The organism is Paraburkholderia sejongensis (assembly GCF_020880815.1).
GTDB classification, from domain to species: domain Bacteria; phylum Pseudomonadota; class Gammaproteobacteria; order Burkholderiales; family Burkholderiaceae; genus Paraburkholderia; species Paraburkholderia sejongensis.
In genome coordinates this window covers 500,332-517,118 of sequence record NZ_JAJITD010000002.1, presented here as the reverse complement: position 1 = coordinate 517,118, position 16,787 = coordinate 500,332, and the positions used below count along the sequence as shown (strand labels likewise).

Below are 16,787 nucleotides of genomic sequence, written 5' to 3'. Positions count from 1 at the left end.
CCGGCGAACCGGGCTAACCCCGGTCGACGATTTGGGGCCGTTCTTTTGCTGTAAGGCTGACATGGCAGGCATTCTGATCATTGCGCACGCTCCGTTCGCCACCGCGTTGCGCGATTGCATTTCCCACATTTATGGCGGCTTGCCGGCGCGGATCGGCGTGATCGACGTGTCGCCGGATTGCGATCCCGCGCAGGTCGTTGCGTTCGCCGATTCGGAAGTCGCGCGGCTGAGGGAAGAAAACGGCGCGCTGGTGCTCACCGACATGTTCGGCGCGACCCCGGCGAATATAGCCGGGCGGCTCGCGACGCGGCCCGACGTGCGCGTGCTGTGCGGCGTCAATCTGCCGATGCTGGTGCGCGCGGTCTGCTATCGCGCGACCCCGCTCGACACGCTGGTCGACAAGGCGCTGGCCGGCGCGACCAAGGGCGTGCACGCAATCGGTCCGGCGACCCCGGAACCGGTCGCGCCGCCAGCGTGCTCGAACGATTGCCTGCCGGCGTTGCCGCCCGACGCGGCGCCCGGCGACTGTATTCCGGCGTTGCCGGCCGGGGCCGATCTGACGCAGAAGACGGACGCGGCCGGCTTGTAAGCCGGCGCGGTTGTGCACGCGACGCTTCAAAGGCCTGGCAACTGGTTGGCGGTTTCTCCCTTCACCCTTTCATTCACCCGCGCTTCGGACCAACACATGCTGCAACAGGAAACGACTATTGTGAACAAGCTGGGGCTGCACGCGCGCGCGTCGGCCAAGTTGACGCAACTCGCGGGCAACTACCAGTCGGAAATCTGGATGAGCCGCAATGGCCGTCGTATCAACGCGAAGAGCATCATGGGCGTGATGATGCTGGCCGCCGGCATCGGCAGTACGGTGCTGATCGAAACGGAAGGCGCCGACGAAAAAGACGCGATGGACGCATTGCTGAAACTGATCGCCGATAAATTCGGCGAGGGGCAATAAAGCCACGCTGTGCGATTCGAATGGCAGAACAAAGCCGCGGCCCTCGCCGCGGTTTTTTTTCGGCCGTCGGCATTAGATTATTAAAAACGTTGACTGGCTAATCGGGACGAAAGCAAAAGCGAAAGGGAAAAAGCAGGTAGGACGGCCGACGATTTTTCAATAATTAAAGCCTGCCCGTAAAAAGGCGCCTCGCCCGATGTAGTGGGCATCCGACGGTGCCCATTACGACAATTCGTGCTGCGCCGCACACAGCCCTGACATACTTCAAAAAGGCGCGGAATTTATAATGCCCAGTACAGTCTGAGAGCATTGCAGCGGTTTGCCGCGGCATCACACAACTAGAGGAGGTGCGCGTGTCATTCACGCTGCATGGAATTCCCGTGTCACGCGGTATCGCCATCGGGCGGGCCTATCTGATCGCCCCGGCAGCACTCGACGTAGACCACTATCTGATCGAACCAGCCCGGATCGAAGGGGAGGTCGCGCGATTTCGCGCGGCCCAGCAAGGCGTGCATGAAGAGTTGAACGCGTTGCGCGCCGATCTCGCCGCCGACGCGCCCAGCGAAATGGGCGCGTTCATCGACGTCCATACGATGATCCTGAACGACGCGATGCTCGTGCAGGAGACCATCGACCTGATCCGCACCCGCCGCTACAACGTCGAATGGGCGCTCACCGAGCAGCTCGAACGGCTGTCGCGCCATTTCGACGATATCGAAGACGAGTATCTGCGCGAGCGCAAAGCCGATATCGAGCAGGTCGTCGAACGGGTGCTGAAGGCGCTCGCGGGCGCGTCGAATCTGGTCGACAGCGTGCATGGCGCGTGCGACGAAATGATCGTGGTCGCGCACGACATCGCGCCGGCCGACATGATGCAGTTCAAGACGCAGACCTTCCAGGGCTTCGTCACCGATCTCGGCGGCCGCACCTCGCATACCGCGATCGTTGCGCGCAGTCTCGGCATTCCGGCCGCGGTCGGCGTGCAGCATGCGAGCGCGCTGATTCGCCAGGACGATCTGATCATTGTCGACGGCGACCACGGCATCGTGATCGTCGATCCGGCGCCGATTGTGCTCGAAGAGTACTCGTACCGGCAAAGCGAGAAGGAGCTCGAGCAGCGCAAGCTGCAGCGCCTGAAATTCTCGCCGACACAAACGCTGTGCGGCACGCGCATCGAACTGTGCGCGAACATCGAGTTGCCGGAAGACGCGCGCGCGGCAATCGAATCCGGTGCGACCGGCGTCGGCCTGTTCCGGACGGAGTTCCTGTTCATGAATCACAAGGACCGGATGCCGGAGGAGGAGGAGCAGTTCGGCGCGTATCGCAGCGCGGTCGAGTTGATGAACGGCTTGCCGGTCACGATTCGCACGATCGACGTCGGCGCCGACAAGCCGCTCGATTCGATGGGCGGCGGCGACGGCTATGAAACCGCCGCGAACCCCGCGCTGGGGTTGCGGGCGATTCGCTGGAGCCTGTCCGAGCCGCAGATGTTCCTCACGCAGTTGCGCGCCATTTTGCGCGCGTCGGCGTTCGGCAAGGTGAAGATACTGATTCCGATGCTCGCGCACGCGCAGGAAATCGACCAGACGCTCGATCTGATCCGCGAAGCGAAGCGTCAGCTCGACGACGCGGGCATCGCCTACGACCCGAACGTGCAGATCGGCGCGATGATCGAGATTCCGGCCGCGGCGATCGCGTTGCCGCTGTTTTTGAAGCGGCTCGACTTCCTGTCGATCGGCACCAACGATCTGATCCAGTACACGCTCGCGATCGATCGCGCGGACAACGCGGTCGCGCATCTCTACGATCCGCTGCATCCGGCGGTGCTGCATCTGATCGCGTTCACGTTGCGCGAGGCGAAGCGCGCGGGCGTGCCGGTATCGGTGTGCGGCGAGATGGCCGGCGATCCAGCGATGACGCGTCTGCTGCTCGGCATGGGCCTCACCGAGTTTTCGATGCACCCGAGCCAGTTGCTCGAGGTCAAGCAGGAAGTGCTGCGCTCGCATGTGAAGACGCTGGAGAAGCCGGTCGCCGATGTGCTCGCTTCGTTCGAGCCGGAAGAGGTGCAGGCTGCGTTGAAGCGGGTCGCGCTGGTTTGAGTTGTAGCGTCGCTGGGCCTGTTGAATGAAAAACGCCGCATTAATGCGGCGTTTTTCATTTTGACGTGTCGCGGTAGCCGCGCGTGCGAGTGAGCGCGGCATGCGCCGTCAGGCCTGCTCCATCAAGCCGGATGCGCGAGGCCGCACACGGGACAATCCGCCTGACGGCCGATACGCATCGTGTTCCACTCCATCCGCAGCGAATCGAGCATCGTCAGACGCCCCACCAGCGGCGTGCCGATCTCACCGATCACCTTCAGCGCTTCGGCGGCCTGCATCGAACCGATGATGCCGACCGTCGGCGCGAACACACCCATCGTCGAGCACGCGACTTCCTCGAAAGGCTGGTCCTCGGGAAACACGCATGCGTAACACGGCGACGCTTCGTTACGGAAATCGAAAGTGCTGATCTGGCCGTCGAAGCGCAGCGCCGCGCCCGACACCAGCGGCACGCGATGCTTCACGCACGCGCGGTTGATCGCGTGACGGGTCGCGAAGTTGTCGGTGCAATCGAGCACGACGCTCGCGTGCGGCACCTCGCGATCGAGCCACGCGTCGTCGACGCGTTCGGCCACCGCATTGATGACGACCTCGGGATTGATCTGCGCGAGCATGTCGCGCCCGGACTCCACTTTCTTGCGGCCGACCGAGGCGCTCACGTGCAGGATTTGCCTCTGCAGATTGGTCAGATCGACCGTATCGGCATCGACCAGCGTCAAACGGCCGATGCCCGCGGCCGCCAGATACAGCGCGGCCGGCGAGCCGAGGCCGCCGGCGCCGACGATGATCGCGTGCGCATCGATAAAACGCTGCTGCGCCTCGATGCCGATTTCGTCGACGAGAATATGGCGGGAGTAACGGAGGAGTTGATCGTCATTCATGGCGGGGGCGCGCGAGTGTGTCGCGCATCGGGATACGGACTGGCACGGTCCGCGGCGCGCGTGTTTGTCGCTATTTTAGTCGCGCGGGGAGGGTGGGGTTGGTGCGGCTTGCTGCGTCTGTTGCAGGCGATGCGACGAGGTGCTGCGAGGGACTACGGAGGGGCCGCAAGGTTACCGCGTGTCTTCGCAGCCCGACTCGCTGCGAAGACACGTACGGATGACTGCTTACTTGCCAGCCGGAGCCGGCACGGGGGCCGAAGCCGGCGCCGGTCCCGATGCACCCGGCACCGGTTGGGTCGGCTTCACCGCGACCGGCGCGGAAGCCGACGTGGCCGGCTTGTTCTGCGCGAGACGGCGTTCCATGATCGACTTCGATTGCTGCACCGCCTTGCCCTCGAGCTTGTTGAGCGCCTGCTGCAGCATGTAGTCGTCGGCCGAACCGAATTCCACCGGCTTGCGCTCGCGATCCTTCTGGCGCTGTTCCGGGGTCTTCTTGTCGTTCTGCTCTTCGAGCTGGCGCAACTGCTCCATGCGCTCCTGTTCGCGTTGCTCCGCTTCCTTCTTCTCGTTCGGATCCTGGGTGTTCGCGAGGTGATTCGAGTAGTCGACTTCGCGGGTCACCAGCGCGTCGTCCGGGTCGCCGTCCGCGTATTGATCGACCGGTAGATCGGGGCGGATGCCCTTGTTCTGGATCGAGCGGCCGCTCGGCGTGTAGTAGTACGCGGTGGTCAGGCGCAGCGCGGTGTCGGCGGTCATCGGCCGCACGGTCTGCACCGAGCCCTTGCCGAACGTGGTCTTGCCGAGGATCAGCGCGCGATGCTGGTCCTGCAGCGCGCCCGCGACGATTTCCGACGCCGACGCCGAGTACGCGTTGGTCAGCACGATCATCGGCACGGTCTTGAAGATCGCCGGGACGTCCTTCAGCGGATCGCTGTCGAAGGATTGCAGGCGATAGTTGTCGTAGGTGTCGCGATAGATCTGCTTCGAATCCGGGATCTGGCCGTTGGTCGATACCACCACCGAATTCGGCGGCAGGAACGCGCCGGCGACGCCGACCGCGCTTTGCAGCAGACCGCCACCGTTGTTGCGCAGGTCGAGGATCACGCCCTTCAGGTTCGGTTCCTGGCGCGCGAGGTCCTGCAGCTTGGCCGCGAGATCAGGCGTGGTGCGTTCCTGGAAGCTGGTGATGCGCACGTACGCGAAGCCCGGCGCAACGATCTTGCCCTTGACCGACTGCACCTTGATGACGGCGCGCGTCACGGTGAGCGGGAAGGTGCGGTCGTCGGTCTTGCGGAAGATGGTCAGCGTGACCTTGGTGCCCGGCTCGCCGCGCATCTGCTTGACCGCCTGGTCGAGCGTCATGCCGCGCACGGGCTTGTCGTTGATACGCGTGATCAGGTCGCCCGGACGGATGCCGGCGCGGAATGCGGGCGTGTCCTCGATCGGCGAAATCACCTTAATCAGGCCGTCTTCCGACGAAATTTCGATGCCGAGGCCCGCGAAGCGGCCCTTGGTCTGCTCCTGCAGCTCTTCGTAATCGGTCTTGTCGAGATACGACGAGTGCGGGTCGAGGCTCGACACCATGCCCTTGATCGCGGAGGTGAGGAGCTTTTTGTCGTCGACCGGTTCGACGTATTCGTGCTTGATCTGCCCGAACACTTCGGCGAAGAGCCTGAGCTGGTCTAGCGGCAGGGGGGCAACCACGGCACTCGCGGGTTGCTCAGCCGAGGCGGAGAATTGCAGGGTGGCAAAGACACCGGTAGCAAGGCCCGCGGCAATCAGGCCGATATTTTTCAGGTTCTTTCGCATAGAGTCTGTTGCGGTCGGGAGCGCGTGGCAGCGTCGATAAAGATTGGACGGACAAGTATAACTGCACACCCGCCCGGACAGGGCGCGGTGCAGGCAATCGTGCTTCGACAGTACGGGAAGGTCCTGGTTCGCGCTGGCCGGTCCACAGCTCGCAAAGTCGCGCGATGACGCGGTAGAGGGACGGGTGGCGACTGCGGCGCGTCCGCCGCACGAGGGCAGCGATCGCAGGGGGCCCGTGACCGGTAACTTTGCCCGTTGCGCGAGGCGCTTAGGTGACCGCGACTCTGCCCGCCGGGCGCAATACAGTATTTCCCGTGCGCCCTGCCGACGACATGCGGCCCGTGCGGTTTTGCCGCGCCGGGCCGCATGGTGGGACGGGTGCTTAGCCCGCCTTGCCCTGGCTTGCGACCGCGGCTTGCGCCTTCGCGATCGCGTCCTGGTCGCCGAGGTAGTAATGCTTGATCGGCTTCAGGTCGGCGTCGAGTTCATACACGAGCGGCACGCCGTTCGGAATGTTGAGGCCGACGATGTCGTTGTCCGAGATGTTGTCGAGGTACTTGACCAGCGCGCGGATCGAGTTGCCGTGCGCGGCGATCAGGATGTTGCGGCCCGACTTGATGGCCGGCGCAATCGACTCGTTCCACAGCGGCAACACGCGCGCCACCGTGTCCTTCAGGCATTCGGTGAGCGGCAGCTGCTCGCGCGGCACCTTCGCGTAGCGCGGGTCGCTGTACGGCGCGCGCTCGTCGGTCGGCTCGAGCGCGGGCGGCGGCGTGTCGTAGCTGCGGCGCCAGACCAGCACCTGCTCGTCGCCGAACTTGGCGGCGGTTTCGGCCTTGTTCAGACCCGACAGCGCGCCGTAGTGGCGCTCGTTCAGACGCCACGAATGCACGACCGGCAGGTACATCAGGTCCATCTTGTCCTGCACGTGCCACAGCGTGCGGATCGCGCGCTTGAGCACCGACGTATAAGCGATGTCGAACGTGTAGCCCGATTCCTTGAGCAGCACGCCTGCCTGCTGCGCCTCGCGGTTGCCCTGCTCGGTAAGGTCGACGTCGACCCAGCCGGTAAAGCGGTTTTCCTTGTTCCACGTCGATTCGCCGTGGCGGATGAGAACGAGTTTGTACATGAGAATTGCCGGTCGGTAGTGAGGAAGCGGTCAGCGCTGCATGGCGCGCCCGCAGGAGCGTCGCCATCGCGTCAAACGGTTATTTTATAATGCGCGGATTCCTCTTTCCGATTTCTCTCTTACCGGCGACCTCTCTGTGAAGTTTTTCACCGATTACACCAACCTTGTACTGATCGCAATCGTCCTCATTTCTGGTGGGTTGCTGCTGTGGCCGACCATCAGCCGGCGCGGCCGCGGCGGCCTGTCGGCCGCCGAAGCGACCCAACTGATCAACCGGCGCAACGCGGTCGTGGTCGACGTACGGCCTGTCGCCGCGTACGCCGGCGGGCATCTGCCGTCGGCACGGCATCTGGATTTCGCGGAATTGCAGGCGAAGGTCGCGCAACTCGCGAAGAACAAGAGCAACCCGGTGCTGCTGGTGTGCCAGACCGGCCAGCAGTCGAACAAGGCAGCGCGTATCGTGCAGGAAGCGGGATACACGGAAGTCCATGTTCTCGAAGGCGGCGTCGACGCCTGGCAGAAAGCCGGTATGCCGGTTGTGAAACAAGGAGCAGCCAAGTGAATAAAGTGATCATGTACAGCACCCAGGTGTGCCCGTATTGCCAGATGGCCGAACGTCTTTTAAAGTCGCGCGGCGTCGAGCACGTTGAAAAAGTACTGATCGACAAGGACCCGGCCCGTCGTGAGGAGATGATGACCCGGACCGGTCGTCGCACGGTGCCGCAGGTGTTCATCGGCAAGACGCACGTCGGCGGCTACGACGATCTGTCCGCGCTCGATCGCGCCGGCGGTCTGATGCCGCTGCTCGAAGCAGCCTGAGTTCGACTGCCGCGCGGCGCGCGGGCGGATGACTCGGCCGGCCGGCGCAGGCGCGCCTCACGTGAGGCGCGCCTGCGCCGGCGCAACAATTCGGCGGCCCATGCGTGCATCGGCCGCCGCCATGCACACCTATCAGGGAATCACCATCATGTCCGACGAGAATAACCAGCCGTTCTTCAATATCCAGCGCATCTATCTGAAGGACATGTCGCTCGAGCAGCCGAATTCGCCGGCCATCTTCCTCGAGCAGGAAATGCCGTCGGTCGAAGTCGAAGTCGACGTGAAGGCCGAGCGCCTCGCCGAAACCGTGTTCGAGATCCTCGTGACGGGTACGGTTACCGCCAAGGTCGCGGACAAGGTTGCGTTCCTGATCGAAGCGAAGCAGGCCGGCATTTTTGACATCCGTAACATTCCTGCCGAACAGATCGATCCGCTCGTCGGCATCGCCTGCCCGACCATCCTGTTCCCGTATCTGCGCTCGAACATCGCCGACGCGATCACCCGCGCAGGCTTCCCGCCGATCCACCTCGCCGAGATCAACTTCCAGGCGCTGTACGAACAGCGTCTCGCGCAACTGGGCGCGGCCCAGCAGGACGGCGCGGCGCAAAACGGCGTCACGCATTAACGCGCCACAACGGTGCCGGCTATGAAGATTGCCGTTCTTGGCGCCGGCGCATGGGGCACCGCCCTCGCCGGTCATCTGGCCTTAAGGCACGACACGGTGCTATGGGCGCGCGAGCCCGCGCTCATCGCCGAACTTTCCGCTGCGCACGAAAACGCCCGCTATCTGGCGGGCGTTGCGTTGCCGCCGGCGCTTCGCTACGAGGCGCAGTTCGGCGCAGCGCTCGAGCATGTGCTCGCCGACGATGCGCTGTGCGTCGTCGCGACGCCTGTCGCGGGTCTGCGCGGGCTGCTGCGCACGATGCGCGACGCCGGCAAGGTGCCCGCGCACATCGTCTGGCTGTGCAAGGGTTTCGAAGCCGATTCGCAATTGCTGCCGCATCAGGCGGTCGCCGCTGAGTTGCCCGGGCACGCGAGCAACGGCGTGCTGTCCGGGCCGAGCTTCGCGCGCGAAGTGGGGCAGGGGCTGCCGGTCGCGTTGACGATCGCGAGTGCGTCGGCGGCCTGCCGCGAGCGCACGGTCGCCGCGTTCCATCACGACGCGATGCGCATCTATACCGGCGACGACGTCGTCGGTGTCGAAGTGGGCGGCGCGGTGAAAAACGTGCTGGCGATCGCAACGGGCATCGCCGATGGTCTCGGGCTCGGTCTTAATGCGCGTGCCGCGCTGATCACGCGCGGTCTCGCCGAAATGTCGCGCCTTGGCGTGACGCTCGGCGGTCGCGCGGAAACCTTCACGGGTTTGACCGGCCTCGGCGATCTGATCCTGACCGCGACCGGCGACCTGTCGCGCAACCGGACCGTGGGTTTGCAGCTTGCCACCGGCCGTACGCTCGACGATATCCTCGGCGCCCTCGGTCACGTGGCCGAAGGCGTGCGCTGCGCGCAGGCTGTGCTCTCGATCGCGCGTGCGCACTCGATCGAGATGCCGATCACGCAAGCAGTCTGCGCGGTGCTGTTCGACGGCGTGGCGCCGCGCGATGCGGTGAGCGCGCTGCTGCGGCGCGACTCGAAAGCCGAATAAGCCTTTCTCTTCAGCCGTTTAGCGCCGCTGCGCGTTGAACGGCTGCCTCACCTTGCTGTCCACTTCAGTATCGATGCACGGACCAGCGAGGCTCGCATGCCCACCTTCACTCTCAGTCACGGAACCTGCTCGCTCGAAGCACGCGTGGTCGACATCACGACGCTCGCGGTCGATGCGATCGTCAATGCCGCGAATACGTCGCTATTGGGCGGGGGCGGTGTGGATGGCGCGATTCATCGCGCGGCCGGCAAAGAGTTGCTGCGCGAATGCGAAACGCTCGGCGGCTGCGCGACCGGCGACGCGAAGATCACCGGCGGCTATCGTCTGCCCGCCACGCACGTGATTCACGCGGTGGGCCCGATATGGCGCGGCGGCGCGCACGGCGAGGCCGACCTGCTCGCATCGTGCTACCAGCGCTCGCTCGAAGTCGCGCGCGATGCGCATTGCACGAGCATCGCCTTTCCGGCGATCAGTTGCGGCATCTACCGTTTCCCCGCCGACGATGCGGCACGCATCGCGGTCGCCACCGTGCTTGACACGCTGCCGCGCACGCCGCGCATCAAACACGTGACGTTCGCCTGTTTCGACGACGCGATGTTCACGCGCTACGCGCTCGAACTCGAACGGGTTCAGCTGCCGCCTTCAAAGCCGGCCTGACGCCACGCTTCGAACACGACGACCGCGACGGTATTCGACAGATTCAGGCTGCGGTTGCCGGGGCGCATCGGCAGCCGCACGCGCTGCTGGTTCGGGAATTGTTCGAGCACGCCATCGGGCAATCCGCGCGTCTCGGCGCCGAACACGAACCAGTCGCCGGGCTGGAACGCATGGTCGTGAAAGCGGCCCGAGCCGCGCGTCGTGAACGCGAACATCCGCGCGGGATCCGGCGTTTCTTTCGCGACGAACGCGGCCCAATCGGCGTGCACGTTCATCTGCGCGTACTCGTGATAGTCGAGGCCGGCGCGGCGCATCCTGGCGTCGTCGAGCGGAAAGCCGAGCGGCTCGATCAGGTGCAGGCGCGCGCCGGTGTTTGCGCACAGGCGAATCACGTTGCCGGTGTTCGGCGGGATTTCAGGTTCTACGAGAACGACATTGAACATACAGGGACCACCTGGGGACTAGTTTTTTGGAGTGCGCAGCGCGACGAAGTTGGTGACCCGCCGCGCGCCCGCCGCCTTCAGCGTATGCGCGAGCGCTTCGAGCGTCGCGCCGCTCGTCATCACGTCGTCGACGATGCCGATGTGCAGACCGCGCACCGGATGCGCGAGCCGGAAAGCGCGACCGACGTTCCGCCGCCGGGCGTCGAGATCGAGCCGTGATTGCGGCGCGGTGTCGAGCGTGCGGGCGATCAGCGTAGCGTCGCTGCGCACGCCGAGCGCGCGGGCGAGCGGCTTCGCAATCTGCCACGCCTGGTTGTAGCCGCGCTCGACCAGCCGACGCTGTGCGAGCGGCACCGGCGCAATCACATCGGGCCACTCGCGCGGCTCGCGCCAGCTGTCCTGCGCGAGCCGCGCGAGGCGCTGCGCGAAGTCGCGCGCGAGCCGCAGCCTGGCGCGGAACTTGAGGCCGACCGCGAGCGTGTCGAGCGGCGCGCGATAGTCGGCGAGCGCGAAGCTCGCGTCGAACGGCGGCGGCGCGGTCACGCAATCGGCGCAGCGATAGTGCGCGCGAGCAGCCCACCGCGACGCGGCCAGCGGCACCGCGCAGACGGTGCAACGCAGGCGAGGCTCGTTCCAGTAAGCGTCGTCGCAACCGTCGCACAGCGCGTTATGCGACAAATTGCCGCATAACGCGCACAGATTCGGCAACGCGACTTGCAGCACGCGCGACGAGAGTGGATGCAGATCGCGCGCCAAACGCGCGACGCGCTCGCGACAGGACGAAGAAAGTGACTGAAATCGCACGAGTGGGCGCCCGGAAGGGCGTTGCAGGACCGTTCACGCTGAATGCGGGGAAGCGAACGAGTATACTTCGAGCTCTACGCCAGCACGACACTCATGTCTCCAACACCCGCTCAATCTGGCCGTCCGGCCAATGATTCACGGCGCCTCAGGCGTATTTTCGATCGCCGCGCCACCAGCTTCGACGAGGTTGCATTCCTGCCGCGCGAGATTGCGCAGCGGATGCGCGAGCGTCTCGATTACATCAAGGTGGCGCCCGCGAGCGTGCTCGACGCCGGCTGCGGCGCCGGCGACGACATACCCGGCTTGCGCGAACGCTTCCCCGAGGCGCCGGTGTTCGGCACCGATCTCTCGCACGGGATGCTGAGCCGCGCGCTGCGTCACGATGCGGGTGACACCAGCTGGCGGCGCTTTCTGCCGGCTTCGCTCGGCAAGGCGCTCGGCGCGCGCGGCCCGCGTTTCGCGCAGGCCGACTTCTCGGCGCTGCCGTTCGCGGCCGGCGCGTTCGAATTCATCTGGTCCAATCTCGCGCTGCACTGGCATTCGCGGCCCGATCTGGTGTTGCCGGAATGGCAGCGCGTGCTGAAGGTCAACGGCCTGCTGATGTTCAGCACGCTCGGTCCCGATACGCTGAAGGAGTTGCGCGGCGCGTATGCCGAGATCGAGGCCGCGCACGGCGTCGCGTCGCGCAAGCATGTGATCGACTTCGTCGATATGCACGATCTCGGCGACATGCTGGTCGAGGCCGGTTTCGAGATTCCGGTGATGGACCAGGAGACGCTGACAATCACCTACAAGTCGCCCGAGTCGCTGCTCGCGGACGTGCGCCGCTGGGGCGCCTATCCGTTCGAGCGCGGAGCGCTGCCGGGCGCCCTCGCGCGGCGGCTGCACAAGGCTTTGCTGGCTGCGCTCGAAGCGCGCCGGCGCGCCGACGGCACGATCGCGCTGACCTTCGAAGTGATCTACGGCCACGCATGGAAAGCGGTGCCGCGCACGACCGCCGAGGGGCACGGAATCGTGCGGCTCGAGGACATCGGACGGGGGCCGTCGAAGCGTCGTTAGCAGATTGCGCGCTTGTCATCAATAGCTTGTCGACGTTGCGGACGACGTGTTGTTAAAGCGGTAAAGACGACATCTGTTATGCCTGGAATTTGCTCTCCGGGAGAGCCGTAAAAGCCCGCAAAAAATGGCGCTAAGGCTTGTCGCGCCGGGCTTGCGGGCCATTCTGGGCTTGCTTGTCGTGCCTATGGATCGCGCCTATAATGCGTCAGTTTGTCGCCCGAGGTTCCTACATTTGGGGCGACGAGCGCCAACGCGCAGGGCTGCAATATGGGGTGATGCGGTAGTGGTTCGGGCGGTCGCACGCAGTGATGCAAGTGCAGGCAAACGCGGCGGCCGCAAGATGCATCCGGAGTAGAAGAAGGCAGGCCGGACGCGACGATTCGCAGGAGGCAGCGATGGGCGCTTCAGATCATCTGCTGGCGGATTCGGAGCCGGTCCTCAGGGACTGGACCATGAAACGCAACTGTTCGATATCGCCGCGGCAATTCGTCTGTCTGTACGTGTCGCTTGCGTTGTTCTCGCTGGCAATAGCTTTCATGCTGGTTCTGGTCGGCGCCTGGCTGGTGCTGCCGTTCACCGGAATCGAGTTGCTGGCGGTGGGCATCGCGTTTGCAATATATGCGCGTCATGCTGTCGATTACGAGCGCATCCGGTTGTTTCCGAACCGGCTCGTGATCGAGCAGGTCAGCGCCGAGCAGATTACGCAGTTCGAATTCAATCCGCGCTGGGTGCGGATCGAGCCGGGCGCAACGCCGCGCGATCAGATCAAGCTGGTCTCGCGCGGGCAGACGATCATGATCGGGCAGCATCTCGCGCAGAATCGGCGCGCGCAGTTCGCAGGCGAACTGCGGATGTGGCTGGCACGGTGTTGAAGGTGGTGCCGGGCACGCGGCGTTCAAGGGGCGCGCGACACGTTGCCAGCGGGGTCGAGGGGTTTGAATGGAAAATTTGGGTAAGGAAGCTATGAAAACAATCAAGCGAGCGCTCACGAGCGTGCTGGCGACGAGCGGAATGCTTTTCGCCGGTGCGGCCCTGGCAGTGGGCGATGCTCCCGGCGGCCCCGCCGTCAATGCGATCAATCTCCAGCCGCCTGCAACGAGAATCGCTGAGGAGCTGTTCAGCCTCCACATGTTCATGCTGGTCCTGTGCACGGTGATCTTCATCGGCGTGTTCGCGGTGATGTTCTATTCGGTCTTCGCGCACCGCAAGTCGAAGGGCTACAAGGCAGCCAATTTCCACGAAAGCACCACCGTCGAAATCATCTGGACGATCGTGCCGTTCGTCATCGTCGTGCTGATGGCGCTCCCCGCCACCAAGGCCGTCGTCGCGATGAAGGACACCTCGAACGCCGATCTCACGATCAAGGTCACCGGCTACCAGTGGAAGTGGGGCTACGACTACGTGAAGGGTCCGGGCGAAGGCATCAACTTTCTGTCGACGCTGTCCACCCCGCGCGCGCAGACCGAAGGCCGCGAGCCGATTTCCACGCTGTATCTGCAGGAAGTCGACAACCCGCTGGTGGTGCCGGTCGACAAAAAAGTGCGCATCATCACAACCGCGAACGACGTAGTCCACTCCTGGTACGTGCCGGCTTTCGGCGTGAAGCAGGATGCGATTCCGGGCTTCGTGCGCGACACCTGGTTCAAGGCTAATCGCACCGGCACGTTCCGCGGCTTCTGTACCGAACTGTGCGGCAAGGAACACGCGTTCATGCCGGTCGTCGTCGAAGTGCTGTCCGCCGAGGACTACGCGAAGTGGGTCGACGCGCAGAAGAAGAAAATGGCCGCCGGCCAGGACGATCCGAACAAGACCTACACGATGGCCGAGCTGATGGAGCGCGGCGGCAAGGTGTATGCGGCGAACTGCGCGGTCTGCCACCAGCCGACCGGCAAGGGCGCGGGCGCATTCCCGGCGCTCGACGGCAGCAAGATCGCCAACGGCCCGCTCGCGGAACACGTGAGCCTCGTGCTGAAGGGCAAGAATGCGATGCCGTCGTGGGCGCCGACGCTGAACGACGTCGAAATCGCTTCGGTGGTCACGTACGAACGTAACTCGTGGGGCAACCACACCGGCGACATTCTGCAGCCGAAGCAGGTGGCCGACGCGCGCAACGGCAAGCTGCCCGAAGGCGGCAACCATCTGGCCGACGCGGGCGCGGCTGCCGCGGCATCGGCTCCGGAAGCGGCCTCCGCGCCGGCTGCGGGCGCGGACAACGGCGCAGCTGCGGCCACGCTGCCGGCGAGCGTCTACTTCGAGACCGGCAAGAGCACGCTGCCGGCCGACGCGAAAGCGGCGGTCGACGCCGCTAGCGCGTACGCGAAGGCGCATCCGGATGCGAAATTCACGCTGTCGGGCTTCACCGACGCAAGCGGTTCCGCCGATCTGAACGCGAAGCTCGCAAAGGATCGTGCCGAAGCCGTGCGCGACGCACTGAAAGCAGCCGGCATTGCCGAAGACCATATTATTTTGAAGAAGCCGGAATCGATCACGGGCGGCACCGACGCGAAGGAAGCGCGGCGTGTCCAGATCAGTCCGGCGGCCTGACGTGTTCATGGTCAGCACCGCAGAATTCGCTTTAGGAGATAGTCATGTCTAGCATCGGACACGATGTAGTCGCGGGCCACGAGCACGTGCACGGCGACCACGGCCACGAAACGCCGCACGGCTGGCGTCGCTGGCTGTTCGCAACCAACCACAAGGACATCGGTACGCTGTACCTGATCTTCTCGTTCACCATGTTCCTGTCCGGGGGCGTGATGGCGCTGATGATCCGTGCCGAGTTGTTCGAGCCGGGCCTGCAGATCATGCGGCCCGAGTTCTTCAACCAGTTGACCACCATGCACGGGCTGATCATGGTGTTCGGCGCGATCATGCCGGCCTTCGTCGGCTTCGCGAACTGGATGGTGCCGCTGCAGATCGGCGCGTCGGACATGGCCTTCGCGCGGATGAACAACTTCAGCTTCTGGCTGCTGCCGGTTGCCGCGGTGCTGCTGGTCGGTTCGTTCTTCTCGCCGGGCGGCGCGACCGCCGCGGGCTGGACGCTGTACGCGCCGCTCTCCACGCAGATGGGCCCGGGCATGGACTTCGCGATTTTCGCGGTCCACCTGATGGGGGCGTCGTCGATCATGGGCGGTATCAACATCGTCGTGACGATCCTGAACATGCGCGCTCCCGGCCTCACGCTGATGAAGATGCCGATGTTCGTGTGGACCTGGCTGATCACCGCGTACCTGCTGATCGCCGTGATGCCGGTTCTGGCGGGCGCGATCACGATGGTGCTGTTCGACCGTCACTTCGGCACGTCGTTCTTCAATGCGGCGGGCGGCGGCGACCCGGTCATGTACCAGCACATCTTCTGGTTCTTCGGGCACCCCGAGGTGTACATCATGATCTTGCCGGCGTTCGGGATCGTCTCGCAGGTGATTCCGGCGTTCGCGCGCAAGCCGCTGTTCGGCTATAGCTCGATGGTCTACGCGACGGCATCGATCGCGATCCTGTCGTTCATGGTCTGGGCGCACCACATGTTCGTAACCGGCATGCCGGTCACCGGCCAGCTGTTCTTCATGTACGCGACGATGCTGATCGCGGTGCCGACCGGCGTGAAGGTGTTCAACTGGGTTGCAACGATGTGGCGCGGCGCGCTGTCGTTCGAAACCCCGATGCTGTTCGCGGTCGGCTTTCTGATCGTGTTCACGTTCGGCGGCCTGTCGGGTCTGATGCTCGCAATGGCGCCGCTCGACATCCAGTATCACGGCACTTACTTCGTGGTCGCGCACTTCCACTACGTGCTGGTGGCCGGGTCATTGTTCGCGCTGTTCTCCGGGTGGTACTACTGGGCGCCGAAGTGGACCGGCTGGATGTACAACGAGACGCGCGGCAAGATCCACTTCTGGGCGTCGATGTTCTTCTTCAACCTCGCGTTCCTGCCGATGCACTTCGTCGGTCTTGCCGGCATGCCGCGTCGTTATGCGGACTACCCGGCCCAGTTCACGGACTGGAACCAGGTGATCTCGATCGGCGCGTTCGGCTTCGGTCTCGCGCAGGTCTACTTCCTGTTCGCGGTCGCGCTGCCGGCCTACCGTGGCGGCGGCGAACACGTCGAAGCGGGCGACAAGCCGTGGGACGGCGCAACCGGCCTCGAGTGGACCGTACCGAGCCCGGCTCCGTTCCACACGTTCGAGCATCCGCCGACCGTCGAGTAAGCAGCACCGGTCGAGGTGCCGGGTTGCCGGGCTGCGCTAGCGCGCAGCCGGACAAGCCGGTGCTTCGCGAGGCGGCCGCCGCCAGCGCGGCGGCGCCACCCGAGACAGGTATTAAGAATGTCGAGCATGACGCGCAATCCACACGAACGACGTACGCCGGAGCAGATTCGCGCGGGCAACCGGCGCATCGGGCTGGTGATGCTGGCCATCGCGGCGATGTTTTTCGCCAGCATCGTTGTCAAGCAGTGCTGGTTCAGCGGCTGACGCCGTCGCTTGAAGTCTGTT

Annotated in this window: 18 protein-coding genes; 13 read left to right on the top strand and 5 right to left on the bottom strand. The window is 64.6% G+C overall.

The genetic code is table 11. From position 1 onward, the window contains the following. Positions 1-61 precede the first annotated feature (61 nt). The 3 genes from LJ656_RS05860 (at position 62) to ptsP (ending at position 3,054) form a co-directional block, all read left to right on the top strand. Positions 62-589, top strand: coding sequence for a PTS sugar transporter subunit IIA (locus tag LJ656_RS05860; RefSeq protein ID WP_230508314.1), 528 nt, complete (start codon positions 62-64; stop codon positions 587-589). A gap of 96 nt (positions 590-685) precedes the next feature. After that, positions 686-955 (top strand): HPr family phosphocarrier protein, encoded by a 270-nt coding sequence (locus LJ656_RS05855; RefSeq protein WP_075295149.1) that lies wholly within the window; start codon positions 686-688, stop codon positions 953-955. A 353-nt stretch (positions 956-1,308) separates the two neighbouring features. Beyond that, positions 1,309-3,054, top strand: coding sequence for a phosphoenolpyruvate--protein phosphotransferase (gene ptsP / locus LJ656_RS05850; RefSeq protein ID WP_230508313.1), 1,746 nt, complete (start codon positions 1,309-1,311; stop codon positions 3,052-3,054). 122 nt (positions 3,055-3,176) lie between these two features. Here the strand turns inward: ptsP and LJ656_RS05845 are convergent, their stop codons facing one another. The 3 genes from LJ656_RS05845 to gpmA form a co-directional block, all read right to left on the bottom strand. Continuing rightward, the gene (locus tag LJ656_RS05845) at positions 3,177-3,935 is read right to left on the bottom strand and encodes a HesA/MoeB/ThiF family protein (RefSeq protein ID WP_230508312.1); all 759 of its coding nucleotides are present in this window, start codon (positions 3,933-3,935) and stop codon (positions 3,177-3,179) included. Between the two features lie 225 nt (positions 3,936-4,160). Further along, positions 4,161-5,744: a S41 family peptidase gene (locus LJ656_RS05840; protein WP_230508311.1), complete on the bottom strand. Its 1,584-nt coding sequence runs from the start codon at positions 5,742-5,744 to the stop codon at positions 4,161-4,163. A 382-nt stretch (positions 5,745-6,126) separates the two neighbouring features. After that, positions 6,127-6,873: a 2,3-diphosphoglycerate-dependent phosphoglycerate mutase gene (gene gpmA, locus LJ656_RS05835; RefSeq protein WP_230508310.1), complete on the bottom strand. Its 747-nt coding sequence runs from the start codon at positions 6,871-6,873 to the stop codon at positions 6,127-6,129. A 136-nt stretch (positions 6,874-7,009) separates the two neighbouring features. Between gpmA and LJ656_RS05830 the strand changes: the two genes are divergently transcribed. The 5 genes from LJ656_RS05830 to LJ656_RS05810 all read left to right on the top strand — a co-directional run bounded on the left by LJ656_RS05830 (position 7,010) and on the right by LJ656_RS05810 (position 9,994). Beyond that, positions 7,010-7,435, top strand: a complete 426-nt coding sequence (locus LJ656_RS05830) for a rhodanese-like domain-containing protein (RefSeq protein WP_230508379.1) — start codon at positions 7,010-7,012, stop codon at positions 7,433-7,435. Continuing rightward, on the top strand, positions 7,432-7,692 hold the full coding sequence (gene grxC, locus LJ656_RS05825; protein ID WP_230508309.1) for a glutaredoxin 3: 261 nt from the start codon (positions 7,432-7,434) through the stop codon (positions 7,690-7,692). Before LJ656_RS05830 ends, grxC begins: the two co-directional genes overlap by 4 nt. Before the next feature lie 148 nt (positions 7,693-7,840). Next, the gene (gene secB / locus LJ656_RS05820; protein ID WP_075295238.1) at positions 7,841-8,317 is read left to right on the top strand and encodes a protein-export chaperone SecB; all 477 of its coding nucleotides are present in this window, start codon (positions 7,841-7,843) and stop codon (positions 8,315-8,317) included. 21 nt (positions 8,318-8,338) lie between these two features. Continuing rightward, positions 8,339-9,337 carry an NAD(P)H-dependent glycerol-3-phosphate dehydrogenase gene (locus LJ656_RS05815; RefSeq protein WP_230508308.1) on the top strand — a complete coding sequence of 333 codons (999 nt, stop codon included), beginning with the start codon at positions 8,339-8,341 and terminating at the stop codon, positions 9,335-9,337. 96 nt (positions 9,338-9,433) lie between these two features. Continuing rightward, positions 9,434-9,994 (top strand): O-acetyl-ADP-ribose deacetylase, encoded by a 561-nt coding sequence (locus LJ656_RS05810; protein WP_230508307.1) that lies wholly within the window; start codon positions 9,434-9,436, stop codon positions 9,992-9,994. Here the strand turns inward: LJ656_RS05810 and trmL are convergent. Both trmL and LJ656_RS05800 read right to left on the bottom strand, forming a co-directional pair. Continuing rightward, positions 9,967-10,437, bottom strand: coding sequence for a tRNA (uridine(34)/cytosine(34)/5-carboxymethylaminomethyluridine(34)-2'-O)-methyltransferase TrmL (trmL, locus tag LJ656_RS05805; protein ID WP_230508306.1), 471 nt, complete (start codon positions 10,435-10,437; stop codon positions 9,967-9,969). The genes LJ656_RS05810 and trmL overlap by 28 nt on opposite strands. An 18-nt stretch (positions 10,438-10,455) precedes the next feature. Beyond that, positions 10,456-11,193 (bottom strand): ComF family protein, encoded by a 738-nt coding sequence (locus tag LJ656_RS05800; RefSeq protein ID WP_230508305.1) that lies wholly within the window; start codon positions 11,191-11,193, stop codon positions 10,456-10,458. Between the two features lie 141 nt (positions 11,194-11,334). Here LJ656_RS05800 and LJ656_RS05795 point away from each other — a divergent pair, with 141 nt between their 5' ends. The 5 genes from LJ656_RS05795 (at position 11,335) to LJ656_RS05775 (ending at position 16,766) form a co-directional block, all read left to right on the top strand. After that, on the top strand, positions 11,335-12,300 hold the full coding sequence (locus LJ656_RS05795; protein WP_230508304.1) for a methyltransferase domain-containing protein: 966 nt from the start codon (positions 11,335-11,337) through the stop codon (positions 12,298-12,300). A 395-nt stretch (positions 12,301-12,695) separates the two neighbouring features. Then, positions 12,696-13,172 (top strand): DUF2244 domain-containing protein, encoded by a 477-nt coding sequence (locus LJ656_RS05790; RefSeq protein WP_184026596.1) that lies wholly within the window; start codon positions 12,696-12,698, stop codon positions 13,170-13,172. Between the two features lie 67 nt (positions 13,173-13,239). Beyond that, positions 13,240-14,844 carry a cytochrome c oxidase subunit II gene (coxB, locus tag LJ656_RS05785; protein ID WP_230508303.1) on the top strand — a complete coding sequence of 535 codons (1,605 nt, stop codon included), beginning with the start codon at positions 13,240-13,242 and terminating at the stop codon, positions 14,842-14,844. A 44-nt stretch (positions 14,845-14,888) separates the two neighbouring features. Continuing rightward, the gene (ctaD, locus tag LJ656_RS05780) at positions 14,889-16,502 is read left to right on the top strand and encodes a cytochrome c oxidase subunit I (RefSeq protein WP_075295176.1); all 1,614 of its coding nucleotides are present in this window, start codon (positions 14,889-14,891) and stop codon (positions 16,500-16,502) included. Positions 16,503-16,628: 126 nt separating this feature from the next. Continuing rightward, positions 16,629-16,766 carry a cytochrome oxidase small assembly protein gene (locus tag LJ656_RS05775; protein WP_230508302.1) on the top strand — a complete coding sequence of 46 codons (138 nt, stop codon included), beginning with the start codon at positions 16,629-16,631 and terminating at the stop codon, positions 16,764-16,766. The last annotated feature ends 21 nt before the right edge of the window (positions 16,767-16,787 follow it).

Excerpts from the sequence above, each read along its gene's own strand:
- LJ656_RS05775 (WP_230508302.1), top strand. The coding sequence starts at position 16,629 with ATGACGCGCAATCCACACGAACGACGTACGCCGGAGCAGATTCGCGCG.
- LJ656_RS05810 (WP_230508307.1), top strand. The coding sequence starts at position 9,434 with ATGCCCACCTTCACTCTCAGTCACGGAACCTGCTCGCTCGAAGCACGC.
- LJ656_RS05860 (WP_230508314.1), top strand. The coding sequence starts at position 62 with ATGGCAGGCATTCTGATCATTGCGCACGCTCCGTTCGCCACCGCGTTG.
- gpmA (WP_230508310.1), bottom strand. The coding sequence starts at position 6,873 with ATGTACAAACTCGTTCTCATCCGCCACGGCGAATCGACGTGGAACAAG.
- LJ656_RS05845 (WP_230508312.1), bottom strand. The coding sequence starts at position 3,935 with ATGAATGACGATCAACTCCTCCGTTACTCCCGCCATATTCTCGTCGAC.
- LJ656_RS05790 (WP_184026596.1), top strand. The coding sequence starts at position 12,696 with ATGGGCGCTTCAGATCATCTGCTGGCGGATTCGGAGCCGGTCCTCAGG.
- LJ656_RS05840 (WP_230508311.1), bottom strand. The coding sequence starts at position 5,744 with ATGCGAAAGAACCTGAAAAATATCGGCCTGATTGCCGCGGGCCTTGCT.
- trmL (WP_230508306.1), bottom strand. The coding sequence starts at position 10,437 with ATGTTCAATGTCGTTCTCGTAGAACCTGAAATCCCGCCGAACACCGGC.
- LJ656_RS05815 (WP_230508308.1), top strand. The coding sequence starts at position 8,339 with ATGAAGATTGCCGTTCTTGGCGCCGGCGCATGGGGCACCGCCCTCGCC.
- LJ656_RS05795 (WP_230508304.1), top strand. The coding sequence starts at position 11,335 with ATGTCTCCAACACCCGCTCAATCTGGCCGTCCGGCCAATGATTCACGG.
- ctaD (WP_075295176.1), top strand. The coding sequence starts at position 14,889 with ATGTCTAGCATCGGACACGATGTAGTCGCGGGCCACGAGCACGTGCAC.
- secB (WP_075295238.1), top strand. The coding sequence starts at position 7,841 with ATGTCCGACGAGAATAACCAGCCGTTCTTCAATATCCAGCGCATCTAT.
- coxB (WP_230508303.1), top strand. The coding sequence starts at position 13,240 with ATGGAAAATTTGGGTAAGGAAGCTATGAAAACAATCAAGCGAGCGCTC.
- LJ656_RS05855 (WP_075295149.1), top strand. The coding sequence starts at position 686 with ATGCTGCAACAGGAAACGACTATTGTGAACAAGCTGGGGCTGCACGCG.